The organism is Roseovarius nanhaiticus (assembly GCF_900156535.1).
GTDB lineage: Bacteria > Pseudomonadota > Alphaproteobacteria > Rhodobacterales > Rhodobacteraceae > Roseovarius > Roseovarius nanhaiticus.
On the sequence record NZ_FTNV01000003.1, the window covers coordinates 339,126 to 353,912 of the forward strand.

A 14,787-nucleotide genomic window follows, 5' to 3' on the forward strand; every position below is an offset into this window, starting at 1 on the left:
TTCATTCTCCCGCAACTGCATAGGGGTGGGCCGGCGCACGCGATATGATGCGCATCGCCATGAGGGCGGCCGCGATGAAAAGCGCCGCCTCGATCGTGAATACCGTCCCGAAGGCCTGCGCGTCGCCGATCTGCGCCAAACGCATCAGATCGACCAGCGCCGCGCCGGTCAGCCCGCCAAAGCCCGCAGCCACGGCCTGCGCCGCGCCCCAAAGGCCCATGCGCGTGCCCTCGCGCCGCGTGCGCCCTTCGCCTGCCAGCGCCATCATCGAGCCGATGGCCGCGACCGCGAACATGCCGTTGAAGAAGCCCAGCGTAATGACCAGCGGGCTGAGCAGAGCTACAATGCCGAGCGTACCGATCAGCGAGATCAGGCAGAGCGCCGCGCAAGAGCCGAGGCACCCTGCGATGACCCATGTGCGCAGCGCGCCGCGTTTCAGCCCCGTCGCCACGATGCCGACCAGCAGCATCCCGAGGAACGTGCCGCCGTTCTGCATGCCGCTGAGGCTGGTGGTTTGGCCGGGGGTGAGGCCGAAGACGAGGCCGGCAAAGGGCTCGAGGATCAATTCCTGCATGAAATAGGCGGTCATCGAGAGGAAAACGAAGATGGTGAAGGCTCGCGCGCGCGGCTCGGCCCAGATTTCAGCCAGACCCTCGCGAAAGGGCAGCGCCTCGGGCTCGGGCTGAACGGTCACGCGCGCCTCGATGCCCCAGACGGCGAGGAGGGTTACCGCGCAGACCATCAGCGACACGGCGCCAACGATCTTCAGCAGAAGGGCAGGCGAATAGGGGTGCAAGAGGCTGCCGACGACGCCCGCCGTCATGGCGATGCCGAAGATCATCATCAGCCAAGTGATGGTGGCCGCCGCCGCGCGGCGATGCGGCGCTGTGCCGGAGGCCAGAAGCGCCAGAAGCGATGTGCCCGACGCGCCCACCCCGAGGCCGATCAGCGCATAGGCCAGGATCGACAGCGCGAGGCCCGCCCAGTAGGATGATTGCAGCAGAACGACGCCGCAGGCGGCGCCGAAACCGCCCAGTGCCAGGATGGCCATGCCGCCGATGATGAAACGGGTGCGGTTGCCCCCGGTATCCGAGCGAAAGCCCCATTGCGGGCGCGTCAGCTGGATCCCGTAATGCAGCGCCACCAGAAGGCCGGGCAGGACGGCGGGCAGGGCCAGCTCGACCACCATCAGGCGGTTGAGCGTCGAGGTGGTCAGCACCACGATGGCGCCCAAGGCGGCCTGAACCAGCCCCAGCCGCGCGATCTGGATCCAGCCGAGCGTCATGGCGCAATCCCCAGCGTGCGGATCGCCAGCGCGGTGATCAGCATGCCCGCGACATAGAGCATGACGCCGGTTCCGTTATACCAGGGTGCGAGGCCCTTCGGGTCACGCAGAAGTTTGCGCATCGCCAGCATCTGCAGTCCCAGCACCGCCGCCACGCCGAGCGCGTGCAAGGGGCGGTCCCAGAGCATCAGAAGCGCGATCATGACCGCTTGCGGCACGGCCATGACGATGCAGGCGACGCGGGCCGCCGTCTCGGGTCCGAGAGTGGCGGGTAGCGAGCGGACACCCGTCTCAAGATCGCCTTTCAAAGCCTTGAAATCATTAAGAGTCATAATGCCATGTGCGCCGATAGAATAGAGCAGGGCGGCTGTGATCACATAAACGCTGGGCGCCCCGGCGGACATGACGGCGGCGCCGGTGAACCATGGCAGGCCCTCGTAGCAGAGCCCGACGAGGCCCGGCCCCCAGATGCCCGAGCGCTTGAGGCGCAAGGGCTGGGCCGAATAGGCCCAGGCACCCGCGACGCCGACCAAGGTGGCGCCGAAGCCCCAAGGCCCCAACTGCCAGCCGACGAGCAGCGCCAGCGCTGACATGGCCCAGGCGATCCAGAGGCCCCAGCGTCCGGGGATCTGGCCCGAGGGGATGCCGCGATGCGGCTCGTTGATGGCATCGACATGCCGGTCGCACCAGTCATTCGCAGCCTGACTCATGCCGCATACGATGGGACCGGCCAAGATGACGCCCAGCAGTATCGTGCCCCATTGCCCTGCAGGTGACACGCCCGCCGAAACGCAGCCGATCCCGTAGGCCAGCATGGGCGGCGCCCATGTGACCGGCTTGATCAGCCGCAGGACGGCCAGGGGGCGTGGGTAAGAGAGTGAGGGGGAGGAGGCGAGCGCGGTCATGCTGTAAACTTAGCCTGACATTCGCCGAGTCGGCAAGTGTAAACTTAGGCTGACAGCGGTCGCTCCGGCGGCTCAGCTTTCCTTGGCGAGCATGCCGTATTTGCGCAGCTTGACGTAAAGGGATTGGCGCGACAGGCCCAGCATGTCGGCGGCTGCAACGCGGTTGTTGTTGGTCAGCTGGATCGCCGTTTCAATACACATCTTTTCGACCACATCGGTGGTCTGGGACACGATTTCCTTGAGCGTGGCGCTGCCGACCAGTTCCATGATCGGGCGCGCGTCGTCATCGGTCGTGGGCAGGCCGGCGGGCAGGGGCGTTTCGCTGACCTGTGCATCGCGAAAGACGAACGCAAAGCAGGGCGCGTGGCCGTTGGAGAGGAGCGTGGCCGAGATCGTCACCGGGCGCTGACCGCCATATTCGCCAATCAGGCGTGTCGTATAGAGGCGCATGCTGCCGACGCGGGACGCGTGGTCCATCAGCACCTTCTGGTCGACATTGCCGCGAGACAGGAAATCCGACATCTGGCGGCTGCGCAGGCTACGCCCGTCTGTCGCATCGACAAGGTTCAGGAACGCCTCATTGGCCGAGGTGATCGCGCCCGTTCCATCCGTCATGACGATCCCGTCCGAGCCGTTTTCGCACAGTGCGATCAGGTTGCGGGTGTAGTCGTCATCGCGGGCAGGCTTGCCGCTGAAGGGGGTGAGGCGGCACAGAAACATCCGCTCGCCCGCGGCCCGGAAGAGGCTGGGGCTGATCCGCAAGTGGTCGCCGCTTTGCGCGACCTCGATTTCGAAGCCATCGTTGCCGTCTGTCTGGGCCGTGGAGAAAAGTCGGTCCATCAGATCTGGGCGGCTGAGGCCCTTGAGTTCTTGGGCGAGGCTGGTGTTCTGCAGCGCGTCACGCTTCTTGCCCAAGAGACGGGCGGCGGCGCTGTTCAGCTCGGTGATGCGGCCATCCGAGGCGCTCATGAAGATGATCGCATCGGTGGTGTGGCCCAAAAGAACCTGGAACCGCGTGTCGTATTCGCGGTGGCTCTCATAGTCTTTTTCCAGCGCGATCTGCGCCTTGACCAGCTGCTGTTGCAGCTCGGCCACTGGCTGCATATCGCGGCCCAGCATCAGGATCGTGTTGTCAGGGCCGATCTTGTTGAATGTGTAGTTTATCGGAAACTGCCATTTACGCTCATTGTCGTAATGGTTCAGCTCGACCGCGCGCGATACGGCACCAGCGTCCAGATACTCGGCCAGAGCGCGCTCGAATTTCGGAATGCTTTCTGCGCTCAGAACCTCTCGCACGTCGCGCTTGTCCCAATTCTTGAGATCGGCATAGGCGCGGCGGGACGGATTGGGCAGGACCGACAGTATCTTGCCCGTGGCCGAGATGACGATGGCGATATCTGCCAGCGAGCCGATGATGTCACCCAGAATATCTGGGCCAATCAACGGAATAGCGCCGCTATCCCAATATTTTGTCCCGCGAGACGTCATGTCGACACCAATCCTCTGATCGCATTGCTGATCGGACGTTCCCGCATCCGGTTGGAATTACTTTGGATGGCCGTGCAGTTTGCAAAATGAGAGAGCCTCTTCCAACTTATTAGTGATCTTGTCAACGCCCGAGACCTTGAGCGCCTTTTGCGTGCCTTCCACGATGTAGCCGCCCAGTATGACGGGAGGCGGCGGTGCGCAGGCGCTTTTTATCATTTTGACCACCTCGGTCAGGTCGGCCAGATCGTCCTCCATGCTTGCCGACACGAAGACGGCGTCGAATTGTGCATCCTTGATCGTATTGACCAGATCGACCGCCTCTTCGCCGATTGACAACTTGACCGAGTAGCCAAGACGTCTGAGCTGTCCGGCCAGCACCATTATACCCAACGTGTGATCGGCATCGCGCGACAACAAGAGCAGGACCGAAGTTTCCTGGCCATTCGAGTTCCAGCGCCGGTCGTCCGATTTGCCCGGGCCGATCTCGCGCAGCAGAAACTGAAGCCGCGAAGTGCCGATGGTGACGCTGGTAAAGCTGGCTTCATCCTCGCACCAATCGTCGCCCATGCGGCGGGCCACGGCGGGGATGTAGACATCACAGATATATTCCGCGGGCGTGCCATTCGCCACCAAGCGTTTCGCGAGTGCGCTGCATGCCAATGGGTCGTCGCCGACGGCTGCATCGAACAGCATTTCAATGTTGCGCGCGTCAGGACTGTCCCTCACGGCTTTGGCTCGCATGGCGACCTGCCCAAGCGCGTCTGCCGCGACCTTGCTGTAAGCCGCTCCCTGGCTCTCGGGCTTGGTCTCGGTCTTTCCGGCGTCTGTTTTGCCGGCGTCTGGTGTGCGAGCAGCTTTTCTATCGGACATTCCATTCATGATCGGCATCCCCTCCCTCACTGTGGGCGTCCCTCCTGCCGGGGCCAGAATGGGCCGATGCAGCATCCGCAGCGTCATAAATGATCCCTCGCATCCTGAAAAATGTCAAAGTAAATTGACAGTGAGACGCGCGGCGTCCTGAAGATTCTGGCAGGCCATTGTTTTGGCGAGGATATTTTGATCTGCTTGATTCCGTCTCCGGCTCTTGCCTTACACCCAACCTGTAAATCAAAGTTGACACATTGAGATTGCCGCGGATACTCTGAAACCAGTCAGACAGGTAAGGTTCAGAAATGCTGCCCGATTCCACGGTAACTGCGAATCCCCCACGGCTCTACTCGCCAGAAGAGCGGGCGCGCAGGGATGGGACACGCTGGACGCTGGTTCAGGGCATCCTGGCCCCCGCTCAATTCGCGATCTTTCTGATTTCCCTCGTTCTCGTGCTGAGATACCTCGGCACCGGCGAAGGCTACGGCGCCGCGACCGTTTCGGTCGTGATCAAGACCGCGGCGCTCTACCTCATCATGGTCACCGGCGCGATCTGGGAAAAGGTCGTCTTTGGCCAGTATCTCTTTGCGCCCGCGTTCTTCTGGGAGGATGTGTTCAGCTTCGCGGTCATCGCGCTGCACACTGCCTACCTAGTTGCGCTTTATGGCGGCATGCTGACGCCCGCGGGCCTGATGTGGCTCGCGCTTGCGGCCTACGGTGCCTACGTCATCAATGCGGGTCAGTTCATTCTCAAGCTCCGTGCGGCGCGCCTGCAAATGGCCGCGCCGGGGGTCGCTCAATGACCGGCTCCGCGCCACTTGCAGGCGGCGGTTGCCGCACCGCGCCCGTTCTCAAGGAGCGCGGCCAGCGCGAAGTTTTCTGCGGCCTGACCGGGATCATCTGGCTGCACCGCAAGATGCAGGACGCTTTCTTTCTGGTTGTAGGCAGCCGCACCTGCGCGCATCTGCTGCAATCGGCGGCGGGCGTCATGATCTTTGCCGAGCCGCGCTTTGCCACCGCCATCCTCGAAGAGGGCGATCTGGCCGGTCTCAACGATGCCCATGACGAGCTGGACCGCGAGGTGGCCCGCCTTCTGGCGCGGCGCCCCGATATACGTCAGCTGTTCCTTGTTGGCTCATGCCCCTCCGAAGTGATCAAGCTGGACCTTGGCCGCGCTGCCGAGCGCCTGACAGAAGCCTACGCGCCCAAGGTGCGCGTGCTGAATTACTCCGGCTCGGGCATCGAGACGACATTTACCCAAGGCGAGGATGCATGCCTTGCGTCGATGGTGCCCGTGCTGCCCGCGACGGACAAGCGCGAGCTGATGGTCGTTGGCGCGCTGCCCGACGTGGTCGAGGATCAGATGCTGGGCCTCTTGCGCGACTTGAGCATCAAGAATGTCCGCTGCCTGCCCGCGCGCAGCATCACATCAAACGTGGCGGTCGGGCCCAATACGGTCTTTGCGCTCAATCAACCCTTTCTTGGTGACACATGCGGCGCGCTCGAACGGCGCGGTGCGCGCCACATCCCGGCGCCGTTTCCCTTCGGTGAGGCAGGCACCACCGCCTGGCTGCGGGCCATCGCGGACGAATTCGGCGTCAGCGACGAAAGGTTCGCGGCGGCCACCGACGCCCCGCGCGCCCGTGCCAGCCGCGCCATTGCGCAGGCGTCCGAGCATCTGCAGGGCAAATCGGTCTTCTTCTTTCCCGACAGCCAGCTGGAAATTCCGTTGGCGCGCTTTCTGACCAATGAGTGCGGCATGACCGCTATCGAGGTTGGCAGCCCCTTTATCCACGACGCCATCGTCGGACCCGATCTGGAGCTGATGGAGGCTGGTCCCGTCATCTCCGAAGGTCAGGACGTCGATCTGCAACTGGACCGCGCGCGCGCCGCACGCCCCGATCTGACGGTCTGCGGCCTCGGTCTTGCCAACCCGCTGGAGGCCGAAGGGCTGACGACGAAATGGGCGATCGAGCTGGTTTTTACCCCGGTGCATTTCTACGAGCAGGCGGGCGATCTGGCTGGCCTCTTCTCGCGCCCGCTACGCCGCAAGGGTCTGATCTCTGGCCTTGATAAGCGCCTGGAGGCCGCAACACCTCCAATCTACGCGCAGGCAGGTGCGCGATGAAGCTGACGGTCTGGACATATGAAGGCCCGCCGCATGTCGGCGCCATGCGCGTCGCCACCGCGATGAAGGGCTTGCACTACGTGCTGCACGCACCGCAGGGCGATACCTATGCGGACCTGCTCTTCACCATGATCGAGCGGCGCAATCATCGCCCGCCCGTGACCTACACCACATTCCAGGCCCGCGATCTGGGCTCGGACACCGCGCAGCTTTTCCAGGATGCCTGCCGCGACGCCTACGAGCGGTTTCAGCCCGAGGCGATCATCGTTGGCGCGTCCTGCACCGCCGAGCTGATCCAGGACGATCCCGGGGGCCTCTCGGAGTTGATGGGCCTGCCCGTGCCGGTCATCCCGCTGGAGCTGCCCAGCTACCAGCGCAAGGAAAACTTTGGCGCGGATGAGACATTCCTGCAGATCGTGCGCCGCCTTGCGGGCAAGGTGGAGCGGACCAAGCGGATCTCCTGCAACATCCTCGGGCCGACGGCGCTGGGATTTCGCCACCGCGACGACATCACCGAGTTGACGGCGCTGCTGTACGACATCGGCATCGACGTGAATGTCGTGGCCCCGATGGATGCGACCCCCACCGACATCACCCGTCTGGGCGCCGCGCATTTCAACGTGCTGCTCTACCGCGAGACCGCCGAAAGCGCCGCGCGCTGGCTGGAGCGTGAGCACAAGCAGCCCTATACCAAGACCGTTCCCATCGGCGTCGGCGCCACGCGCGATTTTCTGGCTGAGGTGGCGGACCTCACCGGGCTGCCGTGCCGCGCGGAAGAGAGCCGCCTGCGCCTGCCATGGTATGCGCAATCGGTCGACAGCACTTACCTCACCGGCAAGCGGGTCTTTGTGTTCGGCGACGCCACCCATGTGCGCGCCGCCGCCCGGATCGCCTGCGACGAGATGGGTTTCGAGGTGGTCGGCCTTGGTTGCTACAACCGGGAATTTGCCCGCGATATCCGCGCCCTGGCGCGCGACATGAATGTCGATGCGCTGATCACCGACGACTATCTGGAGGTCGAGCGGACCATCGAGGCGCTTCAGCCCGAGATGATCCTCGGCACCCAGATGGAGCGGCATATCGGCAAGCGTCTGGGCATCCCCTGCGCCGTCATTTCCGCGCCTGTCCACGTGCAGGATTTCCCCGCGCGCTACTCGCCGCAGGTCGGTTTCGAGGGCGCGAACGTGATCTTCGACACCTGGGTGCATCCGCTGGTCATGGGGCTGGAAGAGCACCTTCTGCACATGTTCCGCGATGATTTCGAGTTCAACGATGCCGCGGGGCCCAGCCATCATGGCGGGCACAAGCCCGCCAATACCGGCGATGCGCCGCAGATGCCTGAGGTGGCCGCTGCCGCCGAGGCCGCGCCCGGCGAGATTGTCTGGCTCGACGCCGCCGAGCGCGAGCTGAAGAAAATACCCTTTTTCGTGCGCGGCAAGGCCCGCCGGAATACTGAAACCTTCGCACAATCCAAGGACTTGCAGGAAATCAGCGTCGATACGCTTTACGAGGCCAAGGCCCATTATGCGCGATGACATGAGCCACATCTACCGCGTCGTCATCGTGACGCTGGACCGCCACGCGGCGGGCCCGGCCGCCCGTGTCGCACCGCGCCTGACGGCCGATTATCCGGGGCTGGAGCTGAGCATTCACGCCGCCGCGGAATGGGCCGAAGACCCCGCCGCGCTGCAGGACGCCAAGGACGCGGTCGCACGGGCCGATATCCTGATCGTCAACATCCTGTTCCTCGAAGAGCATATCAACGCGATCCTGCCGGACCTTGAGGCACGCCGCCCGCATTGCGACGCCTTTGTCGGCATGGTGGCGGATGCGCAGATCGTGCGCCTGACGCGCATGGGCGATCTGGACATGGCCAAGCCCGCCTCGGCGACGATGGCCTTCCTCAAGAAGTTCAAGCCCGCGCCCAAGGCCAAGGGCGGGGCAGGCGCATCGCAGATGAAGATGCTGCGCCGCATCCCCAAGATCCTCAAGCTGATGCCGGGCAAGGCGCAGGATCTGCGCCAGTGGTTCCTGAGCATGCAGTATTGGCTGGGCGGCTCGGATGACAATGTCGAGAACATGGTGCGCAGCCTGATCTCGCGCTACGCGTCCAAGCCCGAATGGCGCGGAACGCGCGCGGCGCTGCCGGTGGAATATCCCGAGGTGGGTCTTTATCACCCGGACCTGGGCGCGCGGATCGTCACCGACATCAAAGATCTGCCCGCATGCGATGCGGGGCGTCCGACCATCGGCCTCGTTATGCTGCGCTCCTACATCCTGTCGGGCGATACCGCGCATTACGATGCCGTCATCCGCCGTCTTGAGGCGGATGGGATGCGCGTCATTCCTGCCTTCGCAGGCGGCCTCGATGCGCGCCCCGCGATGGATGCCTATTTTGCTGGCATCGACACGCTGGTGTCGCTGACAGGCTTCAGCCTGGTGGGCGGACCCGCTTACAATGACAGCGATGCGGCGGCGGTCACGCTGAACGGACTGGACGTGCCTTACGTCTCGGCCCAGCCGCTGGAATTTCAGACGCTGGACCAGTGGGCGCGCTCGGGCCAGGGCCTTGGCCCGGTCGAGACGACGATGCTGGTCGCGCTGCCCGAGCTGGATGGCGCCAGCAATCCCACGGTCTATGCAGGCCGCCACGGGGCAGGGGGCTGCACCGGTTGCGCGCATAAATGCGCCTCGGTCAGCCAGACCCGCGCCATGGCGCCCTGCCCCGAGCGGATCGGCGCCCTGTCGAACAAGGTGCGGCGCCTGGCAAAGCTTCGGGCCATGGGCAATGCGGACAAGAAAGTGGCCATCGTCCTCTTCGGCTTCCCGCCCAATGCGGGCGCCATCGGCACTGCCGCTTACCTGAGTGTCTTCGAGTCGCTGCAAAACACGCTTATGCGGATGCAAGCCGAGGGCTATGACGTGACACCTCCGGCGAATGTCGACGCCCTGCGCGCCGCCGTGCTGGAGGGCAATGCCGCCACCTACGGACAGGAGGCCAATGTCGCCGCCACGCTGAGCGCGGACCGGATCGTGTCCGAAACCCCCTGGCTGGACGAGATCGAGGCCGTCTGGGGACCCGCCCCGGGCAAGGTGCAGTCCGACGGGCTCGGCGTATTCATCCTTGGCGCCCAGTTCGGTAATGTTTTCGTCGGGGTGCAGCCCAGCTTTGGTTACGAGGGCGATCCGATGCGCCTTCTCTTCGAGCGTGGCTTTGCGCCGACCCATGCGTTTGCGGGCTTCTATCACTGGCTCAAGACCGACCTAGCCGCCGATGTGGTGCTGCATTTCGGCATGCATGGCGCGCTCGAGTTCATGCCGGGCAAGCAATCGGGCCTCTCAAGCGCCGATTGGCCCGACCGCCTGATCGGCGCGCTGCCCAATGTCTATCTTTATGCCGCGAACAACCCCAGCGAGGCGACGCTGGCCAAGCGCCGCTCGAATGCGGTGACGATCACGCATCTCACACCGCCGCTCTCCTCTGCCGGTCTCTACAAGGGGCTCGCCGCGCTCAAGGACAGCCTGATGCGCTGGCGCGAGATGCCGCAGCAGGATGGCGCGCGCGCCGAGCTTGAGACGCTGATCGCCGAGCAGGCGGAGGCGGTCGATCTCGATGGCACAGATCCCGGCGCGCTCTGGCGGACGCTGATCGAGACCGAGGCGGCGCTGATCCCCAACGGGCTGCATATCGTGGGCCGCAAGATGAGCGCCGAGGCCCGCGCCGACATGATTGCGCTGATGGGCCACTGCACCGAGGCCGAGCGCCGCATGGCCGACGCGCATCTGCAAGAGGAAACCGAGTTGAACGGCCTGATGCGCGCCCTTGCGGGCCGTTTCATTGCGCCGGTGCCGGGCGGTGATCTGATCCGCAACCCGTCAATCCTGCCGACGGGGCGCAACATTCACGCTTTCGATCCCTTCCGCATGCCCACCGCCTTTGCGATGCAGGACGGCGCCAAGCAGGCGCAGGCGCTGCTGGAGACGCATCCCGAGATGCCGCGCAGCATCGCGCTGGTCCTCTGGGGGTCCGACAATATCAAATCCGATGGCGGGCCTATCGCGCAGGCGCTGTCGCTGATGGGCTGCACGCCGCGTTTCGATGCCTATGGCCGCCTTTGCGGCGCGGATCTGATCCCGCTGGAGCAGTTGAGCCACCCGCGCATCGACGTGATCATGACGCTCTCGGGCATCTTCCGCGATCTTCTGCCGCTGCAAACCCGGATGCTGGCCGAGGCCGCGCTGAAATGTGCCGAGGCGGATGAGCCGCTGGACCAGAATTTCGTCCGCGCCCATGCGCTGGACTACGCCGCACGTGTGGGCTGTGACATGGCAACCGCCGCTCTGCGCGTCTTCTCGAATGCCGAGGGCGCCTATGGCTCGAACGTCAATCAGCTGGTCGACAGCTCTGCCTTCGGGGACGAGGACGAACTGGCCGATGCCTACCAGGCGCGCAAATCCTTTGCCTATGGCACGGATGGCAAGGCGGCGCAGAACACCTCGCTGCTGGAAAATGCGCTGAGCCATGTGGATCTGGCCTATCAGAACCTCGAGAGTGTCGAGCTGGGCGTCACGTCGGTCGATCACTATTTCGATACGCTCGGCGGCATCGCCCGCGCCGTCAAGCGTGCGCGGGGCGGGGCGGATACGCCCGTCTATATCGGCGATCAGACGCTGGGCGGCACGCATGTGCGCACGCTGGCCGCGCAAGTCAGCCTCGAGACACGCTCGCGCAGCCTGAACCCGAAATTCTATGAGGCGCTTCTGGAGCACGGCCATGAGGGCGTGCGCCAGATCGAGGCGCATATCACGAACACAGTGGGCTGGTCCGCGACGGCAGGTCAGGTGGAGCCTTGGGTCTACAAGCGCCTCACCGAGACTTTCGTGCTGGACACGGCGATGCGCGAAAGGCTGGCGGCGCTCAATCCGCGCGCCTCGATGCGCATGGCCAACAGGCTGATCGAGGCATCCGACCGCGCCTATTGGGCCCCGGATGCGGACACGTTGACCGAACTTCAGAACGCGGCTTACGCGCTTGAGGATCGGCTGGAAGGCATTGCGGCCGAATAGGCCCGGAAGGAGACCATAATGGCACTCGACAAGACCCCCCCGATGCTGCGAGGCGATGATGGCGAAGGCTCGGTGCAGGTGCATCAGGACGACAGCGCCAAGATCGAAGGCGCCAAGGTGTTTTCCGTCTACGGCAAGGGCGGCATCGGCAAATCGACCACCTCGTCGAACCTCAGCGCGGCGTTTTCCATGCTGGGCAAACGGGTGCTGCAGATCGGGTGCGACCCGAAGCATGACAGCACCTTCACCCTGACCGGCACGTTGGTGCCCACGGTGATTGACATCCTGAAAGAGGTGGATTTCCACCCCGAAGAACTGCGCGCCGAGGATTTCGTGTTCGAGGGCTTTAACGGCGTCAAATGCGTCGAAGCGGGTGGCCCGCCCGCCGGCACCGGCTGCGGCGGCTATGTCGTCGGGCAGACGGTCAAGTTGCTGAAACAGCACCATATGCTGGAGGACACGGACGTCGTGATCTTCGATGTGCTGGGCGATGTGGTCTGCGGCGGTTTTGCCGCGCCTTTGCAGCACGCGGACCGCGCGCTGATCGTCACGGCCAATGATTTCGACAGCATCTACGCGATGAACCGGATCATCGCGGCGGTTCAGGCCAAGTCCAAGAACTACAAGGTGCGCCTCGCGGGCTGTGTCGCCAACCGCTCGCGCGAGACCGACGAGGTCGACCGCTACTGCAAGACGGTGGGATTCAACCGGATCGCGCATATGCCCGATCTTGATGCAATCCGCCGCTCGCGCCTCAAGAAAAAGACCCTCTTCGAGATGCCTGATGACGAGGAGATCGTGCAGGTCCGCAAGGAATACATGCGCTTGGCCGAGACATTGTGGAACGGGACCGAACCGCTGGCCCCCGCGCCGCTGCCTGACCGCGAAATCTTTGAACTTCTGGGATTCGATTGATGGAAAGCGCCGCCACATACGAGCGCACACGCGCCCGGGTCGAGCATTATTTCGACCGTACCGCCACCCGCACATGGGAGCGTCTGACATCCGACGCGCCCGTGTCGGGCATCCGTGCGACCGTGCGGGCCGGGCGCGACCGGATGCGCGCCGTGATGCTGGCGCAGCTGCCGGACGACCTGAGCGGCGCGCGCATTCTCGATGCGGGCTGCGGCACGGGCGCGATGGCGGTCGAGCTGGCCGCGCGGGGCGCGGATGTCACCGCGATCGACATCTCGCCCGCGCTGATCGATATCGCCCGGCGGCGCTGCCCTGCGGATCTGCAAAGCCGCATCACCTTCGAGGCGGGCGACATGCTCAGTCCCGATCTGGGCGCGTTCGACTACGCGCTGGGGATGGACAGCATGATCTATTACGGCGCGGACGATATCGCCTCCGCCCTCGGGCGGCTGGCCCCGCGCCTTGCCCAGAGCTTCATCTTCACCCTTGCGCCGCGCACGCCGCTCTTGATGGCGATGTGGCGCGCGGGGCAGCTCTTCCCGCGGGCTGATCGCTCGCCCACGATGGTCCCGCATAATGTGCGCGGGATCCAGCGGGCGATGCGCAAGGCAGAGGTGCCGGGCAGTCTGCGCGCCATCGAGCGGGTGAATTCGGGCTTCTACATCTCGTCGGCATTGGAGTTTCGTCCATGATCCTGCCCACCAAAACCCTGAAAGGGCTGACAGCCCGCATGCTGCCCTTCGCGGATGCAGCAAGCGAGGGGCTGCCCATGGCGCAGCTTTTGCGCCTGTCGCTCTTTCAGGTGTCGGTCGGCATGGCGGCGGTGCTTTTGCTCGGCACGCTCAACCGCGTGATGATCGTCGAGCTGTCGGTGCCGGCGATGATCGTCGCGTTCTTCATCGCGATCCCGGTCCTCTCGGCGCCCTTCCGGGCGCTGCTCGGATTCCGGTCCGACAATCACCGCTCGGCCATCGGCTGGCGGCGGGTGCCGTACCTCTGGTTCGGCACGCTCTGGCAATTCGGGGGCCTCGCCATCATGCCGATGGGTCTCGTGCTCTTTACCGGGCGGCAGGCCATCGACGTGCCCTTCATCGCCGAGTTGGGGGCGGGCCTTGCCTTCCTTCTGACAGGCATCGGGATGCACATGACGCAGACCGCTGGCCTCGCGCTGGCCGCCGACCGCGCGGATGACGCAACGCGCCCGCGCGTCGTCGCACTTCTTTATGTGATGTTCCTCGTGGGCATGCTGATGTCGTCGATCATCCTCGGCACGCTTCTGCGCGATTTCAGCGAGCTGCGCCTCATTCAGGTGGTGCAGGGCGCTGCTGTCGTGACCATTGCGCTCAACATGCTGGCGCTCTGGAAGCAGGAAAAGATCAAGCCGATGACCAAGGCCGAGCGTGCCGCGCCCAAGCCCGAGTTCCGCGACGCCTGGTCCGATTTCATGGCGGGCGGCGATGCTGGGCGTCTTCTGGTGGTCGTCTTCCTGGGCACGATGGCGTTCAACATGCAGGACATCCTGCTGGAGCCCTTTGGTGGCGAGATCCTCGGCCTCAGCGTGTCTTCCACGACGCTTTTGACGGCGGTATGGGCGATCGGCGCGCTGGTGGCGTTCAGCATGGCGGCCCGCTGGCTGGGGCAGGGGCGCGATCCTTATCGCCTCGCGGGGCGCGGCCTGCTCGTGGGTCTTGGCGGGTTCAGCGCAGTGGTCTTTGCGGCGCCGATGGGGTCCAGCGCGATCTTCTTCGCGGGCGCCGCCGGGATCGGCTTTGGCGGCGGGCTTTTCGCGGTTTCGACGCTCAATGCGGCCATGACCATGTCGGCCCAAGGCGCCGCGGACCGGGGCCTTGCGCTTGGCGCCTGGGGCGCGGCGCAGGCGACGGCGGCGGGGCTTGCCATCTTTGCGGGCGGCGCGCTGCGCGATCTCGTTGGCACGCTGGCCATGTCGGGCCGTCTGGGTGAGGCGCTGACCAGCCCGGCAACCGGGTATTCCTTTGTCTACCACTTCGAGATCGGCCTTCTCTTCATCACGCTCATCGCTCTTGGCCCGTTGGTGCGGGTCCGGGCGCAACGTCAATCGCAAACGCAGCGGCCCATCGGCCTTGCGGATTTTCCGACATAACCCCGGAAGG

At 64.6% G+C, this 14,787-nt stretch carries 11 protein-coding genes; 7 read left to right on the plus strand and 4 right to left on the minus strand.

From position 1 onward, the window contains the following. Position 1 precedes the first annotated feature (1 nt). The 4 genes from BW975_RS14800 to BW975_RS14815 form a co-directional block, all read right to left on the minus strand. The gene (locus tag BW975_RS14800) at positions 2–1,285 is read right to left on the minus strand and encodes a BCD family MFS transporter (protein WP_076535081.1); all 1,284 of its coding nucleotides are present in this window, start codon (positions 1,283–1,285) and stop codon (positions 2–4) included. Next, positions 1,282–2,190, minus strand: coding sequence for a chlorophyll synthase ChlG (chlG, locus tag BW975_RS14805; RefSeq protein WP_076535082.1), 909 nt, complete (start codon positions 2,188–2,190; stop codon positions 1,282–1,284). The genes BW975_RS14800 and chlG overlap by 4 nt, the downstream gene beginning before the upstream one ends. Before the next feature lie 72 nt (positions 2,191–2,262). Next, positions 2,263–3,678 (minus strand): transcriptional regulator PpsR, encoded by a 1,416-nt coding sequence (gene ppsR / locus BW975_RS14810; RefSeq protein WP_076535083.1) that lies wholly within the window; start codon positions 3,676–3,678, stop codon positions 2,263–2,265. Between the two features lie 57 nt (positions 3,679–3,735). After that, a complete protein-coding gene (locus tag BW975_RS14815; RefSeq protein ID WP_083687131.1) occupies positions 3,736–4,635 on the minus strand; it encodes a cobalamin B12-binding domain-containing protein in 900 nt (299 codons plus the stop codon). Positions 4,636–4,850: 215 nt separating this feature from the next. Here BW975_RS14815 and bchF point away from each other — a divergent pair, with 215 nt between their 5' ends. The 7 genes from bchF to BW975_RS14850 are packed head-to-tail and all read left to right on the plus strand — an operon-like array spanning position 4,851 to position 14,777. Beyond that, a complete protein-coding gene (gene bchF, locus BW975_RS14820; protein ID WP_076535084.1) occupies positions 4,851–5,348 on the plus strand; it encodes a 2-vinyl bacteriochlorophyllide hydratase in 498 nt (165 codons plus the stop codon). Next, positions 5,345–6,673 (plus strand): ferredoxin:protochlorophyllide reductase (ATP-dependent) subunit N, encoded by a 1,329-nt coding sequence (locus BW975_RS14825; RefSeq protein ID WP_076535085.1) that lies wholly within the window; start codon positions 5,345–5,347, stop codon positions 6,671–6,673. The genes bchF and BW975_RS14825 overlap by 4 nt, the downstream gene beginning before the upstream one ends. Continuing rightward, positions 6,670–8,208, plus strand: coding sequence for a ferredoxin:protochlorophyllide reductase (ATP-dependent) subunit B (gene bchB / locus BW975_RS14830; protein WP_076535086.1), 1,539 nt, complete (start codon positions 6,670–6,672; stop codon positions 8,206–8,208). Before BW975_RS14825 ends, bchB begins: the two co-directional genes overlap by 4 nt. Then, positions 8,198–11,740, plus strand: coding sequence for a magnesium chelatase subunit H (locus BW975_RS14835; RefSeq protein WP_076535087.1), 3,543 nt, complete (start codon positions 8,198–8,200; stop codon positions 11,738–11,740). The genes bchB and BW975_RS14835 overlap by 11 nt, the downstream gene beginning before the upstream one ends. A gap of 18 nt (positions 11,741–11,758) precedes the next feature. Then, on the plus strand, positions 11,759–12,655 hold the full coding sequence (gene bchL / locus BW975_RS14840; RefSeq protein ID WP_076535088.1) for a ferredoxin:protochlorophyllide reductase (ATP-dependent) iron-sulfur ATP-binding protein: 897 nt from the start codon (positions 11,759–11,761) through the stop codon (positions 12,653–12,655). Continuing rightward, a complete protein-coding gene (bchM, locus tag BW975_RS14845) occupies positions 12,655–13,347 on the plus strand; it encodes a magnesium protoporphyrin IX methyltransferase (protein WP_076535089.1) in 693 nt (230 codons plus the stop codon). The genes bchL and bchM overlap by 1 nt, the downstream gene beginning before the upstream one ends. Further along, positions 13,344–14,777 (plus strand): MFS transporter, encoded by a 1,434-nt coding sequence (locus BW975_RS14850; RefSeq protein ID WP_076535090.1) that lies wholly within the window; start codon positions 13,344–13,346, stop codon positions 14,775–14,777. Before bchM ends, BW975_RS14850 begins: the two co-directional genes overlap by 4 nt. The last annotated feature ends 10 nt before the right edge of the window (positions 14,778–14,787 follow it).